The sequence below is a fragment of the Dankookia sp. P2 genome, from assembly GCF_050632255.1.
Taxonomy (GTDB): Bacteria; Pseudomonadota; Alphaproteobacteria; order Acetobacterales; family Acetobacteraceae; genus Paracraurococcus.
This window is the reverse complement of record NZ_CP192581.1, coordinates 2,541,978-2,557,963: the sequence shown is the minus strand read 5'-3', so window position 1 is coordinate 2,557,963 and position 15,986 is coordinate 2,541,978. Positions and strand designations below refer to the sequence as shown.

The 15,986-nt window shown below is 70.5% G+C and carries 16 protein-coding genes and 2 pseudogenes; 13 read left to right on the top strand and 5 right to left on the bottom strand.

All coding sequences use genetic code 11. The features are described 5' to 3' along the window. Window positions 1-187: 187 nt before the first annotated feature. Window positions 188-1,399: a sensor histidine kinase gene (locus ACQ86J_RS15240; RefSeq protein WP_431271765.1), complete on the bottom strand. Its 1,212-nt coding sequence runs from the start codon at window positions 1,397-1,399 to the stop codon at window positions 188-190. 484 nt (window positions 1,400-1,883) lie between these two features. On the opposite strand from ACQ86J_RS15240, the gene ACQ86J_RS15235 reads away from it, so the two are divergent. The 6 genes from ACQ86J_RS15235 to ACQ86J_RS15210 all read left to right on the top strand — a co-directional run bounded on the left by ACQ86J_RS15235 (window position 1,884) and on the right by ACQ86J_RS15210 (window position 5,193). Further along, on the top strand, window positions 1,884-2,279 hold the full coding sequence (locus ACQ86J_RS15235) for a (R)-mandelonitrile lyase (protein ID WP_431271764.1): 396 nt from the start codon (window positions 1,884-1,886) through the stop codon (window positions 2,277-2,279). Between the two features lie 33 nt (window positions 2,280-2,312). Continuing rightward, entirely contained in the window at window positions 2,313-2,543 is a 231-nt protein-coding gene (locus tag ACQ86J_RS15230) for a tautomerase family protein (protein ID WP_431271763.1), read from the top strand. Between the two features lie 91 nt (window positions 2,544-2,634). Then, on the top strand, window positions 2,635-3,855 hold the full coding sequence (locus ACQ86J_RS15225; RefSeq protein WP_431271762.1) for an arabinose transporter: 1,221 nt from the start codon (window positions 2,635-2,637) through the stop codon (window positions 3,853-3,855). Between the two features lie 117 nt (window positions 3,856-3,972). Beyond that, complete coding sequence (locus tag ACQ86J_RS15220; protein WP_431271761.1) at window positions 3,973-4,410, top strand: carboxymuconolactone decarboxylase family protein; 438 nt, start codon at window positions 3,973-3,975, stop codon at window positions 4,408-4,410. Continuing rightward, the gene (locus tag ACQ86J_RS15215; RefSeq protein WP_431272417.1) at window positions 4,332-4,706 is read left to right on the top strand and encodes a carboxymuconolactone decarboxylase family protein; all 375 of its coding nucleotides are present in this window, start codon (window positions 4,332-4,334) and stop codon (window positions 4,704-4,706) included. The genes ACQ86J_RS15220 and ACQ86J_RS15215 overlap by 79 nt, the downstream gene beginning before the upstream one ends. 91 nt (window positions 4,707-4,797) lie before the next feature. Beyond that, window positions 4,798-5,193, top strand: a complete 396-nt coding sequence (locus tag ACQ86J_RS15210) for a (R)-mandelonitrile lyase (RefSeq protein ID WP_431271760.1) — start codon at window positions 4,798-4,800, stop codon at window positions 5,191-5,193. A gap of 184 nt (window positions 5,194-5,377) precedes the next feature. On the opposite strand, the gene ACQ86J_RS15205 is transcribed toward ACQ86J_RS15210, so the two are convergent. Continuing rightward, complete coding sequence (locus ACQ86J_RS15205) at window positions 5,378-6,271, bottom strand: LysR family transcriptional regulator (RefSeq protein ID WP_431271759.1); 894 nt, start codon at window positions 6,269-6,271, stop codon at window positions 5,378-5,380. A gap of 133 nt (window positions 6,272-6,404) precedes the next feature. Here ACQ86J_RS15205 and ACQ86J_RS15200 point away from each other — a divergent pair. From ACQ86J_RS15200 to ACQ86J_RS15170, 7 genes and pseudogenes are all read left to right on the top strand, one after another. Beyond that, window positions 6,405-7,173: pseudogene (locus ACQ86J_RS15200) on the top strand (SDR family oxidoreductase). Between the two features lie 17 nt (window positions 7,174-7,190). Next, window positions 7,191-7,958: a glucose 1-dehydrogenase gene (locus ACQ86J_RS15195; protein WP_431271758.1), complete on the top strand. Its 768-nt coding sequence runs from the start codon at window positions 7,191-7,193 to the stop codon at window positions 7,956-7,958. Between the two features lie 146 nt (window positions 7,959-8,104). Then, window positions 8,105-8,986 carry an SMP-30/gluconolactonase/LRE family protein gene (locus ACQ86J_RS15190; protein WP_431271757.1) on the top strand — a complete coding sequence of 294 codons (882 nt, stop codon included), beginning with the start codon at window positions 8,105-8,107 and terminating at the stop codon, window positions 8,984-8,986. A gap of 142 nt (window positions 8,987-9,128) precedes the next feature. Then, window positions 9,129-9,704, top strand: a complete 576-nt coding sequence (gene paoA, locus ACQ86J_RS15185; protein ID WP_431272416.1) for an aldehyde dehydrogenase iron-sulfur subunit PaoA — start codon at window positions 9,129-9,131, stop codon at window positions 9,702-9,704. After that, window positions 9,701-10,651 carry an FAD binding domain-containing protein gene (locus ACQ86J_RS15180; protein WP_431271756.1) on the top strand — a complete coding sequence of 317 codons (951 nt, stop codon included), beginning with the start codon at window positions 9,701-9,703 and terminating at the stop codon, window positions 10,649-10,651. The genes paoA and ACQ86J_RS15180 overlap by 4 nt, the downstream gene beginning before the upstream one ends. Window positions 10,652-10,654: 3 nt before the next feature. Further along, a pseudogene (locus ACQ86J_RS15175) lies at window positions 10,655-11,764 on the top strand (molybdopterin cofactor-binding domain-containing protein); the annotation flags it as partial. 115 nt (window positions 11,765-11,879) lie between these two features. Continuing rightward, a complete protein-coding gene (locus tag ACQ86J_RS15170) occupies window positions 11,880-12,875 on the top strand; it encodes a molybdopterin cofactor-binding domain-containing protein (protein ID WP_431271755.1) in 996 nt (331 codons plus the stop codon). Window positions 12,876-12,988: 113 nt separating this feature from the next. Here ACQ86J_RS15170 and ACQ86J_RS15165 read toward each other — a convergent pair whose 3' ends face one another. The 3 genes from ACQ86J_RS15165 to ACQ86J_RS15155 form a co-directional block, all read right to left on the bottom strand. Further along, window positions 12,989-13,933, bottom strand: a complete 945-nt coding sequence (locus ACQ86J_RS15165) for a DNA N-6-adenine-methyltransferase (RefSeq protein ID WP_431271754.1) — start codon at window positions 13,931-13,933, stop codon at window positions 12,989-12,991. An 81-nt stretch (window positions 13,934-14,014) separates the two neighbouring features. Further along, on the bottom strand, window positions 14,015-14,557 hold the full coding sequence (locus ACQ86J_RS15160) for a hypothetical protein (RefSeq protein WP_431271753.1): 543 nt from the start codon (window positions 14,555-14,557) through the stop codon (window positions 14,015-14,017). Window positions 14,558-14,694: 137 nt separating this feature from the next. After that, a complete protein-coding gene (locus ACQ86J_RS15155; RefSeq protein WP_431271752.1) occupies window positions 14,695-15,246 on the bottom strand; it encodes a hypothetical protein in 552 nt (183 codons plus the stop codon). Window positions 15,247-15,986: the final 740 nt, after the last annotated feature.

Here is a 15,986-nt window from a genome sequence, read left to right as displayed (position 1 = left end):
TGTAGGTTGCCAGAAGCAGAATGAAAGCCTGATTCGCCGACGCTCAGGCTAGTCATGCCCGCAGCGGCAGGTCGCTTTTACTACAACCAAGCGCCGACTGCGCGGCGTGGCTCTTAGGAGGCCGCACTTCGAAAACCATCCCCGAATATGGGTGGCGCAACCAGTAGTTGCCTGCGCTAGAGTTGTCTTATGGTCCCACGATGTGGCCGATGGGCTTAGGGTGTCGGTAGATTACTCTTACCAACGGTGGCCGCCGGACCAGCCTGCGGCGCGTAGAGAGGTTCGCCCTTGGGGACAACGCCGCCTCCAGCACCGCCTGCAACCCACTCCCTGCGAAATCGAGCAACACCTGTCCGCCGAGTTGGGCTGGAAGGGCGCCCGTGAGCAGGCGTGCCCCGAAGCCGCGCCGGGCAGGCCGCTCGGGCAGCGCGGGGCCGCCGCTCTCCCGCCATTCCAGGCGAAGCGAGCGAGTGGAAGCCTTGTGCGTGCTCTCTGACGACCTGCTCGTCTCGATGCATGACCAGTGGACACGCACGAGGCCCGTTGGCACGGACAAGGCGCCATGCCGGGCCGCATTGGTGGCGAGTTCATGCAGGGCCAACGCCAGCGCCACGGCTGTCGCCGGGCGAAGCTGCACCGAGGGGCCGTCGATCTCTGCCGAGGGACCGACGGGTCCAGCGGCGTGCAGGTAAGGGGCAAGTTCCGCCTCGATCAGGGACCGTAACTCGACCCCTTCGGGCCAACCGCGCCCGGCCAGCATGTCGTGCGCACGTGCCATGGCGCGGAGCCGCCCAGCGAAGGCTTCCCAGAAGGTGCGAGGGTCGGACGCAACCCGGGCGGTCTGCGCCGCCACGGACTGCACCGCGGCGAGCGCATTGCGGACCCGGTGGTTGAGCTCGGCCAGCAGCAGGCGCCGCAGCCCTTCCTCGCCCGAGCTTCCCTCGGCCGCATGGGCGAAGCCAGCCACGCGCCGCACGCGGCCACGCGCATCAGCGATGGGGAAGCCGATGTCGCTCACCCAGCCGGCGGCCGCGCGGCTCGTGGCGCCTGCCGCAGGCCCATCGCGCGGCAGAACGCGATACGCGACTTCCGCCGTCTCTCCTCGAAGCAGTGCCTCAAAGCGCGCCCTGACGACGGGGCGGTCGTCGGGGTGGACGAGTCCGAGCCAGCGCCCCGCCTCTGGCAGAACCTCGCCGGGCGCCGCACCGAGCAGGGAACCGACGCCGGGCGAGACGTAGAGTCCGCGCCCCGTTCTGGCGTCTGCCACCCAGAGGGCCGCCGGCGCCGATGCGACAAAGTCCGATAGGACTCCTTCTGCGTGCCGGGCCACATCGAGCTGGGCCTTCGCCTCGGCAGCCTCCTCACGAGCTCGCGCCAGCGCAGCCCTGGTGCGCTCCAACTCGTCGCGGAGCGCCTGCGGATCAGATCCGGGTGGCACTTCATCGTCTGCGTCACCCTGACCCACGCGCACGGCCTCTCGCTCTCGTTGAGATGCCGGAACGCATCTACAGCTCAAACGGCAGCGCACTGTCGTGGTTCGGGAGCAATCGTCAGGACCGTTGGGCGACCTGTCTGCGAAGCTCTGCAATGACCCCTCTGGCTTCAGGTCACCCTGAGCGCACATCGGGCTAGCGAGGCGGCAGCGACCTTCGTCGCGCGCCCAGTCCAGCGTCTCCGCGTCGATGCCCAAGTCGTTGTCCGCCACCGAGACACTAGGAAACCGGACCGATGCCGAGGCGGATGGCCATGCGGTGGTGGCAGCAACCAGGACCGAACTCAAGCTGCATTCAGAAGCCTTGCTTATGGCGCCATGCGGTTTCTGCCGCCTAATCCCGAGGGGGCACACCGGCTATCTGGAGTTCACCTGAGCATCGGAGAGGACGATGGAGATCAAGCGCGCGGGCTCTCAGCCTTCTGGCAAGGGACCCTTGGAATACTTCACCGGCACGGTCCGCATCGACCCGCTGTTCAACCCGCCCGACCCCGCCCGCGTCGCCATGGTGCTGGTCACCTTCGAACCTGGCGCCCGCACGGTCTGGCACACCCACCCGCTCGGCCAGACCCTGATCGTCACCGCCGGATGCGGTTGGGTCCAGCACGAGGGCGGACCCGTCGAGGATGTCCGGCCGGGCGATGTCGTCTGGTTCCCGCCGGGCGAGCGGCACTGGCACGGTGCCGCGCCGACGACGGCCATGAGCCACGTCGCCATCCAGGAGAAGCTGAACGGCTCGCCCGTGGATTGGATGGAGCAGGTCAGCGACGAGCAGTACCGCAGGTGAGGTTGGCCCCAACCCGAGCCGGATGAGAGGTCGATGCCACACGTCATCGTCAAGCTGCTGTCAGGCAGGTCCGAGCCGCAGAAGTCCAGGATTGCCGAGGCGGTCACCGAGGCCGTCATGGTGACGGCGGACTGCGGCGAACCGTCCGTGTCGGTCAGCATCGAGGACGTCGAGCCGGGCGACTGGACCGAGAAGGTCTACAAGCCGGACATCCTCGGTGCCCCCGGCAAGCTCTTCAAGAAGCCCGGATACGACCCGCTCTGAATCGGGCCGAACCCAACCGCCGGAGGTCCGGGCGGCATCGCCAGCACGCACGCGGGATGCCCTCTCCCGGCCCCGCGCTCTCCAAGGACGCATGATGTCCACCACCACTGCGCAACCGCCCGCGGCGACCGGGTCCGGCATCGTCGCGCTGCTGCCGATCATGGCGGTGGTGCTCGTCGCCTTTCTCGTGATTGGCCTCGCACTGCCGGTGCTGCCGCTGCACGTGCACCTGGGACTGGAGTTCAGCACGTTCGTCGTCGGCCTCGTTACGGGCAGCCAGTTCGTGGCCTCACTTCTGTCGCGGGTTTGGGCGGGTCGGTTCGCCGACAGCCGGGGCGCCAAGCACGCCGTCGTCGCAGGCCTGCTGGCGGCCGTCGCGGGTGGGCTGCTCTACCTCCTGTCACTCCGCTTCGTCGGCGCGCCTTCGGTGTCCGTCACCATACTCATCCTCGGTCGCGCGCTTCTCGGCGCCGCCGAGAGCTTCATCATCACGGGCGGGGTAAGCTGGGGACTGGCCCTTGCCGGTCCGGCGAACGCGGGGCGGGTGATCGCCTGGGTCGGGATGGCGATGTTCGCCGCCCTCGCGCTCGGGGCTCCCCTGGGGACCACCCTTTACGCCTTCGGTGGCTTCGCGGCGATCGCGGCCTTGACGACGCTGGCTCCGCTTGCGGCCATCGCGCTCGTCGTCCCCCTCGCTCCCGTTCCGCCGCAGCGTGGCACCCGCCCGGCGCTTCTCAAGGTGGCCCGGGTGGTCTGGCGGCCAGGGTTCGGTTCGGCGCTCAGCAGCCTCGGCTTCGGCACCATGATCGCCTTCAGCTCGCTGCTGTCGGCGGAGCGCCATTGGGCCCCGGTCTGGCTCCTATTCAGCGCCTTCGCGGCTTTCCTGGTCGCGGCTCGCCTGTTCCTGGGCCACGTGCCCGACAGGCTCGGCGGGGCGAGGGTCGCGCTGGTTTCCGTCGTCATCGAGGCGGCCGGACTGGCGCTCATCTGGCTGGCGCCGACCCAGGCGGTGGCCGCGGTCGGGGCCTCGCTCACTGGGCTTGGCTTCGCGCTGGTCTACCCGGGCCTCGGCATCGAAGCCGTCCGCCGCGCACCTCCGCAGAGCCGTGGCCTGGCCATGGGCGCCTACACCGCCTTCCTCGACGTGGCGCTCGGCTTCGGCAGCCCCGCGCTGGGCCTGGTCGCGGGCTGGGCTGGATTGGGTGCGGTATTCCTCGTCAGCGCCCTGGTCGTGCTCGGCGCCGCTGGCGTCGCGCTTCACCTGATGCGCGACAACCCGCCGCGCGGTCCGGCCGACAGATCCGCCGGGTGACACTTGTCCATGTCCTAGATCAGGGAGGCTTGAATGCGGTCGAGACTGCTCGTCGCGGCGTTCGCGTCGCTTGTCCTTTCCGCTTCGTCGCGGGGCCAGACTGAAGGAGCAGATGGCGTGTCGAACAAGGATACCTTGACGCGTGAGGGCCTGCGGATGGTCGCGCCCGCCCTCGATCGGTACGCGCAGGATTCCGTCCGGCAAAACCTGTGGCGGCGTGCGGACCTCTCGCCGCGGGACCGCAGCATCGTCACGCTGTCCGCCCTCGTCACCCGCAACCAGACCATGGAGCTGCCCGCCTACGTCAACCTGGCGCTCGAAAGCGGGGTCAGCCCGGCCGAAATCTCCGAGATCGTGACTCACCTCGCCTTCTACGCCGGGTGGGGCAATGCCATGGCGGCGGTCCCGTCGGTGCAGGACGCCTTCGCCCGGCGCGGCATCGGCGCAGACCAGCTCCCCCGGAGTCTCCGGAACTCCTGCCCCTCGACGAGGCTGCCGAGGCGCAACGTGCCGCCCGCGTCGCGCAGGATGTCGGCCCGGTCGCCCCGGGGCTGAACCAGTTCACCACCGACATCCTGTTCCGTGACCTGTGGCTGAGGCCGGGCCTCGCACCGCGGGACCGTAGCCTCGTCACCGTCACCGCACTGGTCGCCGCAGGGCAGGTCGCACAGGTCCCCTACCACCTGAACCGGGCGATGGATAACGGCCTGACCCGGACGGAGGCATCGGAGGTGGTCACGCACCTCGCCTTCTACGCCGGGTGGCCAAACGCCTTCTCCGCCGTGCCGGTCGTGAAGAGCGTCTTCGACAGCCGCGCCGCGAGGTCCGGCGCAGGCGGGGGCCGAAAATGAGGCGCTTGTTCGCGGTCTCCCTGCTGGCCTCGATGCTCGCCTTGGCCGCCGCCCAGGCGGATCGGTTGCCACGGATGAAGGAAGAGGGGAGGTGCGGGTCACCCAACCCGGCGCGCAGCCCTCCGCCCGCGGCGGCGCCGACATCTTCACCGGCTCCGTCCGCGTCGATCCGCTCTTCCCGCTGCGTCCCCCGTCGCGCGTCTCGGGCGGGCTGGTCACCTTCGAGCCGGGAGCCCGCGCCAACTGGCATACGCACCCGCTCGGCCAGACCTTGATCGTGACGGCGGGCGTGGGCTGGGTGCAGCAGTCGGGAAGCCCCGTCCAGGAGATGCGGCCGGGCGATGTCGTGTGGATCCCGCCCGGAGTGAAGCACTGGCACGGCGCCGCAGCAGCCACCGGCGTGACTCACATCGCCATCCAGGAAGCCCTGGACGGCAGCAGCGTCGAGTGGCTGGAGAAGGTCACCGACGAGCAGTATCGCCGGTGACCCGGCACCGCCTCGCTCCCGGCGCAACTGTCCTACCGGACCGCCCGGCGGGTGCGCCCGGGATGGATGCACACAAGCGACGGGAGCGGAGCCGCGCAGCCGTGGCGGCACGCTGTGCCAGCCCCTGCGACGCGCCCCGGGACACCATGCGCGAGGCCGCGCGTGAGCTGCCGCGATGCCCGCCTCAACCCCGGTAGCGAAGTGCCTCGACCAGCAAGGCGAAGGCTGCCGTCGGCTGGCGGCGGCCGGGGTAGTACAGGTGGTACCCGGGAAAGGGCGGGCACCAGTCGGCGAGCACCCGGACAAGCCGCCCCTCGGCGATGTGCTCTTGCACCTGGTCCTCGAACACGCAGGCCAGCCCCAGTCCGGCCAGTGCGGCCTGGAGGAGCAACGGGGCGTAGTTGAACACCAGCGGCCCCTCCACGTGCACCTTGAGCTCGCGCTTTCCCTTCTCCAGTTCCCAGGCGTAGAGGGAGCCGTGCGTCGGCAGGCGCATGTTGATGCAGGCGTGTCCGGTCAGGTCCTGCGGCACCTTCGGCCGCGACCGCCGGGCGAAATACGCGGGGGCGCCGACGACAGCCATGCGCATGTCTGGCCCGATCCGAACCGCGATCATGTCCTTGGCCACCTGTTCGCCGAAGCGGATGCCCGCATCGTAGCGCCCGGCCACGAGGTCGGTGAGGGTGTTGTCGACGTCGACCTCGACCTTGATGTCCGGGTAGTCCGGAAGGAGCCGCGCTAGGGCTGGCATGAGGATCGTCTCCGCCGGGTGCTCGCCCGCCGTGATGCGGATGGTGCCGGAGGGCTTCTCGCGCAGCTCGCTGAGCGCCGCCAGGGCGCCGTCGATCTGATCGAAGGCCGGACCCAGGGTCTGCAGCAGGCGCTCGCCCGCCTCGGTCGGCGCGACGCTGCGCGTGGTGCGGGTCAGCAAGCGAAGGCCGAGCCGCGCCTCGAGCCCGCGAAGGGTCTGGCTCAAGGCCGACTGGGACACCCCGAGCTTCGCCGCCGCACGGGTGAAGCTCCGCTCCCGGGCCACGGCGAGGAAGGCTTCAAGGTCGTTGCGTTCAGCCCGCGGCATTCAGAAGTCTCGCTTATAGCGTCATGCATCTTTTAGCGCCTAATCGGCTGTAGTCGCACCTCCCATCTCTCCACCCGAGCCAGCGAGCGCCCCAAGGTCTCGCATTCACGGATCAATCGGGAAGGAGCCAAGCATGACGACGAACCAGAACGGGGGTTACGCGGGGAAGGTCGCCTTCGTAACCGGGGCCGCGAACGGCATCGGCCGCGCCGCGGCGTTGGCCTTCGCGCGCGAGGGCGCCAGCGTCTTGGTCGCCGACCTCTCGGAGCAGGGCAACCAGGAGACGGCCCGCCTGGTCGAGCAGGCTGGTGGTCGGGCGCTCGCCGTCCGGTGCGACGTGGCGCGGGAAGAGGACGTGAAGGCCGCGCTGGAGAGGACGATCGCTGCCTTCGGCCGCCTCGACATCGCCTTCAACAACGCCGGTGTCGAGCAGCCGGTAACCGCGGCGGCCGACCTCACCGGGGAGCAGTGGGACCGGGTGGTCGGCATCGACCTCCGTGGCACCTTCCTCTGCATGAAGCATGAGATTCCCCTGTTGCTGAAGCAGGGGCGGCGCGATCGTCAACACCTCCTCGGGCGCCGGGGTCAAGGGCTTCGCAGGCCAGGCGGCGTACTGTGCCGCGAAGTTCGGCGTCGTCGGCCTGACCAAGGCGGCGGCGCTGGACTACGCGAAGGCGAACATCCGCATCAACGCCGTCTGCCCCGGGATCATCGAGACCCCGATGATGGACCGCTTTAGCGGCGGCACGCCCGAGGGGCGGGAGAGGGTGATCGCGCAGGAGCCGATCGGGCGGATGGGCAGGCCCGAAGAGATCGCCGCCGCCGTCCTCTGGCTGTGCTCCGACGCGGCCGCCTTCGTCACCGGCCACGCCATGGTCGTCGACGGCGGACAGACGGTCTGAACAATCGAGAGGCTGACATGAACCCGACCTACGACTTCAAGGGCCAAGTGGCCCTCGTCACCGGCGCCAGTTCCGGCATGGGACTGGCCGCCGCCAACGCCTTCGCCGCGGCGGGCGCCGCCGTGGTGCTCGCTGACGTCCGGGAAGAGGCGGTCCAGGTGGCCGCGCAGACCCTGGTCACGGCCGGTCACAAGGCGCTTGCGGTCACCTGCGACGTGAGCGACGACGCCCAGGTGGCGGCCATGGTGGACCGCACCGTCGCCGAGTTCGGCAGCCTCGACGCCGCGTTCAACAACGCAGGCGTCATGCCTCGCATCGCCCCGACCGCCGAGAGCACCCGCGAGGAGTGGGACCGCGTCATCGGGGTCAACCTGCGCGGCGTCTGGAGCTGCATGAAGCACCAGCTGCGGCAGATGGAGCGCCAGGGCAGCGGCGCGATTGTCAACAATGCCTCGGTCGGCGCCTTGACTGGCAACCCCGGCATCGGCTCCTACATCGCCTCGAAGCACGGCGTGGTCGGCCTGACGCGCACGGCCGCCCTGGAGTACGTCAGGCGCGGCATCCGCGTGAACGCGGTCAACCCAGGACTGATCGACACGCAGGTCGCCCGGGATGTCGTCGCCGGGGACGAGCACGCGTACTCGGAACTGGCGAAGGCCGTGCCCATCGGCCGTGCGGGCAGGCCCGAGGAAATCGCCGCGGCCGTCCTGTGGCTGTGCAGCCCGGGGGCTAGCTACGTCGTCGGCCAGGCCATCACCGTGGACGGCGGGATGACCGTGCCGTGACCCCACCCTGGCGCCTGTTGGCGGCGCTCGTTTGCGCCTGCATCGCCTCGGTCGGCCATGCACAGCAGGGCGGCGGGGCTCTCCCGGCGCTCCGCTATGACGCGCAGACGCGCGGGGCCGTCCCGATCCCGCCGTCCGAGCGCGGCGTGCAGACCGTGGTGGCGGAACCTTGGTTCAAGGTGTCCGACACGGGGATGGTTCTCGAGGGCCCGGCCTTCGACCGCGACGGCAACCTGCTCTTCTGCGACGTGGGCGGCAGGCGCGTGCTTCGCCTGACGCCCGACCGGCGGCTCTCCACCCTGGTCAGCCTGGACCACCTCGGCCCTGGCGGCATCGCGATCCACGGGGACGGCCGCATCTTCGTCGCCGCCATCGACTTCGCCAGCGGGATGGGGGCCGTCGTTGCGGTCAGGCCGGATGGGTCGGGGATGCAGGCGATCGTCCCACCAGAGGCAGGCTACATGCCAAACGACCTGGTGTTCGATGCCCGGGGCGGGTTCTACTTCACCGACTTCCGTGGTGCCTCGACCGACCCGAAGGGGGGCGTCTACTACGTCTCCCCTGACCTCACGACCGTCACGCCCGTGCTGCCGCACCTCGCCATGGCGAACGGCATCGCGCTCAGCCCGGATGGCAAGGCGCTGTGGGCCACGGAGTTCAGCAGGAACCTCCTGCACCGGGTCAAGCTGGCGGACGCGACGACGGTCGCCCCCTTCGGCACGGCCGTCGCCTACCACTTCACCGGCCCGGCGCCGGACTCGATGCGGAGCGACGCCGACGGCAACCTCTACGTTGCGATCTACGGTCAGGGCCGGGTGTTGGCGTTCAACAGGAACGGCATCCCCATTGGCCAAGTGCTGCTGCCGGGGCGGGACCAGGGCCACAACCTGCGCTCCACCAGCCTGATCCTCGGACCCGGAACCGACGACCTCTACATCGTGACGAGTGACGGAGAGGGCGGACGGGGCGCGACGATCTTCCGCGCCAGGGCGTTCGCGCAGTCCCTGCCACTTCATTCAAACCGGTGACGCGCCCCCGCTGACAGCCCCCTGCGGCGTCAAGCCCGACCAACGCGTCCCACCAGGAACATTGGAGAACGACGTGCGAAGCCCTGAATTTTCCGCGACCCGACGTGACCTGCTGATTGGGGCCGCCGTTTCAGCCGCGGCCGTGGCGCCGCCCGCCGCGGGCGCCCGGGCCGCCGTCGGTAGTCCAGCAAGCGCCGTAGGAGCAGCTGCCATGAAGGTTTCCCTCACCGTGAACGGCGAAGCGCGGGCTTTGGAGCTCGACACGCGGACGACCCTGCTCGACGCCCTCCGCGAGCACCTGCACCTGACAGGCACCAAGAAGGGCTGCGACCACGGCCAGTGCGGCGCCTGCACGGCGATCGTCGAGGGGCGCCGGATCAACACCTGCCTGACGCTGGCCGTGATGCACGAGGGCGACCGGATCACCACCGTCGAGGGCCTGGGCGCACCCGAGCACCTGCACCCCATGCAGGCGGCCTTTGTGAAGCACGACGGCTACCAGTGCGGCTACTGCACGCCCGGGCAGATCTGCTCATCGGTTGCGGTGCTGGAGGAGATCCAGGCGGGCATCCCAAGCCACGTGACCGCCGACCTGACCGCGGCACCGCGGGCCACGCCCGAGGAGATCCGCGAGCGCATGAGCGGCAACATCTGCCGTTGCGGCGCCTACTCCAACATCGTCGAGGCGATCAACGAGGTCGCCGGGAGGCAGGCATGAAGCCCTTCACCTACGAGCGTGCGCGCACCCCGGCCGAGGCCGCGGTGGCCGCGGCGCGGGACCCGGGCGCCAGGTTCATCGCGGGCGGGACCAACCTGCTCGACCTGATGAAGCTGCAGATCGAGGCGCCGACGCACCTCATCGACGTCAATGGCCTCACCCTCGACAAGGTCGAGGCGACCCCGGAGGGCGGGCTGCGCATCGGCGCGCTGGTGCGCAACACCGACCTCGCGGCCGACGAGCGCGTCCGGCGCGACTACGGCGTACTCGCGCGCGCCCTCCTGGCGGGAGCCTCGGGCCAGTTGCGGAACAAGGCGACGACGGCGGGCAACCTGCTCCAGCGCACCCGCTGCCCGTACTTCTACGACACCAACATGCCCTGCAACAAACGTCAGCCCGGCAGCGGCTGCGCGGCGATCGGCGGGGTCAGCCGCCAGCTTGCCGTGATCGGGGCGAGCGAGGCGTGCATCGCCACGAACCCTTCGGACATGGCGGTGGCCATGCGGGTGCTGGACGCGGTGGTGGAGACGGTGCGGCCGGACGGCTCGACCCGGAGCATCCCCATCGCCGAGTTCCACCGCCTGCCCGGCGACACGCCGCAGGTCGAGACGGCGCTGGTGCCGGGCAAGCTGATCACCGCCGTCACGCTGCCCCCGCCCGTTGGGGGCAGGCAGATCTACCGCAAGGTCCGTGACCGAGCCTCCTACGCCTTCGCCCTCGTCTCGGTGGCCGTCGTGGTCCAGCCGGGCGGCACGGGGCGGGTCGCGCTCGGGGGCGTCGCCCACAGGCCCTGGCGGGTGGAGGCGGCCGAGGCCGAGCTGCCGCGAGGTGCTAGGCCCGCCATGGCGGCGATCCTGGACGGGGCGAAGCCCACCCGTGACAACGCGTTCAAGGTGACCCTGGCGGAGCGGACCCTGGCCGCCGTCCTGGCCGAGGCGAGGAGCTGAGCCATGAAGTTCGACACGCCCGCGACCACCAACCCGATCGACCAGCTCAAGGTGGTCGGCCAGCCGCTGGACCGCATCGACGGGCCGCTCAAGACCACGGGCCGCGCGACCTACGCCTACGAGCACCACGACACGGCCCGGAACCCGGCCTATGGCTATGCCATCGGTGCGGGCATCGCCAAGGGACGCATCACCGGCATGGACCTCTCCGTCGCCAGGGCGGCGCCCGGGGTTCTCGCTATCGTCACGGCCGAGAACGCCGGTCCGCTCGGGAAGGGCCAGTTCAACACCGCCCGGCTGCTCGGCGGGCCGGAGATCGACCACTACCACCAGGCCATCGGTGTCGTGGTGGCCGAGACCTTCGAGCAGGCGCGGGCGGCCGCCTCGATGGTCAAGGTGGCGTATGCCCGGGCGGAGGGCCGGTTCGACCTGGCCGCGGCCGCAGGCGCCGCGCCTCTGGTCGGTGGCGACAGCGGCGAGGGCAGCGCCGCGCCGCAGGAGGATCGCGTCGGTGACTTCGAGGGCGCCTTCGCGGCTGCCCCCGTCCGCCTCGACGAGACCTACACCACCCCGGACGAGAGCCACGCGATGATGGAGCCGCACGCCTCCATGGCGGCCTGGGACGGGGATCGGCTGGTCGTCTGGACCTCGAACCAGATGATCGACTGGGGCGTGGGCGACCTGGCCAAGACCCTTGGCATGCCGAAGGAGAAGGTGCGCCTGATCTCGCCCTTCGTTGGCGGCGGCTTCGGCGGCAAGCTGTTCCTGCGCGCCGACGCGGTGCTGGCGGCGCTCGGCGCCCGCGCGGCGGGGCGGCCGGTGAAGGTGGCGCTGCAGCGGCCGCTGGTGGCGAACAACACCACCCACCGGCCCGCGACCATCCAGCGCATCCGCATCGGCGCGATGCCGGACGGCAGGATCACTGCGCTCGCGCATGAGAGCGCCTCGGGCGACCAGCCGGGCGGCCAGCCGGAGACGGCGGTGAACCAGACGCGGCTGCTCTACGCCGGGGCGAACCGTCTGACCGCGATGCGGCTCGCCGAGCTCGACCTGCCCGAGGGCAACGCCATGCGCGCGCCGGGGGAGGCGCCGGGCTTGATGGCGCTGGAGGTTGCCATGGACGAGATGGCGGAGCGTCTGGGCATGGACCCTGTGGAGTTCCGCGTCGTCAACGACACGCAGGTCGATCCCGAGCATCCGGAACGGCGCTTCTCCCAGCGGCAAGCTCGTGGAGTGCCTGCGCCTCGGCGCCGAGCGGTTCGGCTGGAGCCGCCGCACCGCCAAGCCCGGCCAGGTCCGGGAGGGGCGCTTGCTGGTGGGCATGGGCATGGCGGCCGCCTTCCGCAACAACATGGTCCTGAACTCCGGCGCCCGCGTTCGCTTGGACGCCAAGGGCGTGGTGACGGTCGAGACCGACATGACCGACATCGGCACCGGCAGCTACACCATCATCGCCCAGACCGCGGCCGAGATGATGGGCGTGGCCATCGACAAGGTGGTCGTGCGCCTGGGCGACTCCAGCTTCCCGGTCTCCGCCGGGTCGGGCGGGCAGTTCGGCGCCAACAGCTCGACGGCAGGCGTGTACGCCGCCTGCGTGAAGCTGCGCGAGGCGGTGGCCCGGAAGGTCGGCTTCAACTCGGCCGACGCGATGTTCGCCGACGGGCAAGTGCGTTCGGGCAACCGGGGTATTCCGCTGGCCGAGGCGGCGGGCCGGGACGGCATGGTGGCTGAGGACACGATTGAGTTCGGCGACCTCGCCAAGGAGTACCAGCAGTCCACCTTTGGGTCGCACTTCGTGGAGGTCGGCGTCGACGCCGCCACGGGCGAGGTCAGGATTCGGCGCATGCTGGCCGTCTGCGCCGCGGGTCGCATCCTTAACCCCAAGTCGGCCCGCAGTCAGGTGATCGGCGCGATGACCATGGGCGCGGGCGCGGCTCTGATGGAGGAGCTGGCGGTCGACAAGCGCCACGGCTTCTTCGTCAACCACGACCTGGCGGGCTACGAGGTGCCGGTGCACGCCGACATCCCTCACCAGGACGTCGTCTTCCTCGACGAGGTGGACCCGATCTCCTCGCCCATGAAGGCGAAGGGGGTGGGCAAGCTCGGCCTCTGCGGCGTTGGCGCGGCCATCGCCAACGCGGTCTACAACGCCACCGGCGTGCGCGTGCGGGACTACCCGATCACGCTGGACAAGCTGATTGACCGCTTGCCGGAGGTGGCCTGACCGCCCCCGGGAAAGAGGCTCCTCAGGTTGGTTCTTCGCCCGGCTCGGCGCGCTTGGCACACGGTCACGCCGCCCAGCCGAGGGTACGTGGCTGCTTCGCCTGTCGGCGGCACTCAGGCCGCCCGTCGCGTCACCGCAACTCTGGCCGACGGGACGTGCTGGGCATCCGGGAAGGCCTTCGACATCACCTCTGAGACGGCCGGTGCACCGCTCCAGAGGACCAGCGCACTGGGGAACGGCGCGGGAGCCGCTCCGTCCCCAAAAGCTAGCCGCCCCCGCAGGAGCCACACCTGGGAATGGCCTGCCACGTCGGCATGCCACCACCGAGTGTCCGTGCGGGCGGGCACCAAGCCGATGACGAACTCGGCCCGGCCCGCCTCGGCCTCTTGCCGCGCCTTGGCGGTCCAGGCGCCAATGCCCCGGCCGTAGGGCGGGTTCATGAAGACCTGCCCCTGCCACGGGTGCACCAGCCCGTCGTCAGCCTCGGTGAAGTGCCAGGCCGCCCTGACACGCGAGCGGAGTGGCCCAGGCGAGCACGGGTCGAGGTCGAACGGGCCGCCCAGGGCGTCGTAGAGGCGGTCCAGCAGGTCGGGCGGGGTCGCCCATGCCTCGTATGCCGACGAGAGCGCCGCGGCCGCGAAGAAGGCGGGCGCCTGCCCCGCGGGCGCGAGCGTCAGCCCGGCACCGAGTGCACCGGCGACGCGCTCGATGGCCGCCACGTGGCCGAGTTCGCCCCGCTCGATGGCGGCGACCGTGTTGGGGCTCACCCCCGCCCGCGCCGCAACCTCCCGAACACTGGCGCCAAAGCGCTGGCGGAGGGCCGCGAGGCGGTCGCCCAGGTGCTGGCCGGGCGGCAGCGAGCGCCCGGTCACCTGCTGCCCTAGGACGCTGGCGAGCCGCAGGAACACCTCGACATGGCCCTGGCCGCGCTCAGCTTGCCAGACGCTGCGCGGGCTGCATCCGGAAGTAACTGCCAGGGCGCCCTGCGTCAGGCCCGCTTCGCGGCGAGCCTTCCGGAGCGCGCGGCCGAGCGGGGAATCGGAGCGTTCTTGGGTCATCGGGGTCCGTGGTTCAGAGCGTTTCTGCGCGGGGCACTCGATGCGGAAAGGCGGGCCGTGCCGGTGACCCGCCTTTCCGGGCTACTGGACCGGGTGGAGGCCAACCGCCTCCTGGTGGCGCTCCGACACGATGCGCGCGGCGCCGCAGAGGAGCGCCCGGGTTGGCGCGAAGGTCGCCATGGCGGCCAGCGTCGGGAAGGTGACGGGCCGGATGGGGAAGGCCCCGCCTGGTCTGATCTCCAGCGGCAGCATCGTGCGCCACCCGCCGCTTTCGGGACGCATGAACGCCGAGAGCCGGGCACACAGGAATGCCTCCCCGGCGAGTTGGAGCCGCACGACGAAGAGATGCCGCCCATCGGGCGTCAATGGAATCCCGAAGACGATGTCGCGGGCGGGCCAGCAGTCGGGAGCCGTCGAGGGCAAGTCCTCTGTCACGGCGACAAGGTCGGCCGGGTCAACCATGCCCGCACGGTAGGAGGCAGCCAAGCCTCGGCGGTAATCCTCGGTGAAGGCGGCGAGCCAGCGATGCTCCGGGACCGCCAGAATTGGTCGGCTCAGGGCGGCGTCGAGGGACGCCATCGTTGCTTCGTCGGGGCCAGTCGGGCCGGAGCCGGTGCCGAACATGCGTGCTCTCCTGTTTGGGTTGGCTTGGGACTGTGCGGTTGTCGGCGCGCCGCCCGCGGGCAGCGCGCCATCCCTCCTGGGTTGCGAGGGGGCTGGCGGGAACCCTCGGCCGCCTGGTGGCGGCCGAGGGAGCAATGTCAGGCCGCCTGGCCCGCCGGACCCGTGAGGGCCTCGGCCTCGATGCGCACCAGGGCCACGGCCATGGCGTCCATCGCGCAGGCCGCCATGTTGATGAACTCCCCCAGGTCCATCACCTGCCGCAGGCTGTAGCTTGCCGTCGGCCGGGGCAGACGGCCTGCGGCGACCGTGCAGGACGGCAGGAGCAGCCACTCGCCCGTCAGCTGGTTGCGGGCGAACAGGCGGAAGCAGGGCGGGTTGGCGCCGCGCGCGCCATGGAGCCACGCGAGGCTGGGCTCGCAGTTGTCGGCCATGAGGCAGGTGACATCCGAACTCGGCCAGTTTGCCGCGGGAAGGTTCGTCAGGGCCATGCTGCCCTCGGGGATGTTGGCCGCCATCACCTCGTCGTAGGTGACGATGCCGAGGTGGCGTGCGGCCGCGAGGGCGTCGCGCATCGGCTTGCCGAACCGGAGGCGGTTGCCGTCGGGCGGCGCCTTGACGCCCGCTTCCATGGCCGCGATGACCGCGGCCTTGATGCTGGCGATGTCGGAGGTCTGGGTGGTGTTCGTCACGCTGCTCTCCTCTCGGATGGCTTCCGGGCATGCGAGGACGACCCCCGGTCCGGACGGACCGCGGGCGCCAGGGCGATGAGGGAGCAGGCGCACGGCGCCATACGCGGGCAGGCGTCCCGTGCGGCGCATGGCCACACGGGAGCCGCCCGCGTCAGGTGACGCGGCCTGCGCTCGTCAGCGCCCTATGCGGAGAGGGGAGAACGGAGAGGCGGACATGGACGGCTCCGGGTTGCGGCTCGCGGTTACGCGGGGCGCGGGGTCATATGAGTCGGAGCGCGGAGTCCATGTTGATTAGTCCTTTCGCCAGCGCAGCTTGTGCCAGGAATCATTGCGGTTGTACAGGCCCCGGGCGCCTCCGGCGTAACGGGGCCGCCGAGCGCCGGTGGAACGTGTCTCTGGAACCCGCTGCACGGCTCCGAGGCCACGACAGGGTCAGGAAGCCGACTGGAAGATGCCTCGGCCTGTGGGGTGGCGACTGACGGGAGGAGTGCTTGGCAGGGCTGCCTACGGGCAGACAAGGATTCCTACTTCTGCGATAAGGCCGCCGTTTGTTGACAACAGCAGGGTGGCCCTTGGGCGAACCGAAGAGGCGGCACTTCGTCGCCACGGACATCAGCGAGCTCGCCATGCGGGCGCCGGGCGGGATGGGCGTCCTGGTCCGCCAGGTTCTGGCCTTCGGCCTGAGTTCAGAGCCTTCCCCGCACTTTCCCCTATTGCTGGATGAGCCCTGTGCGCGGCAG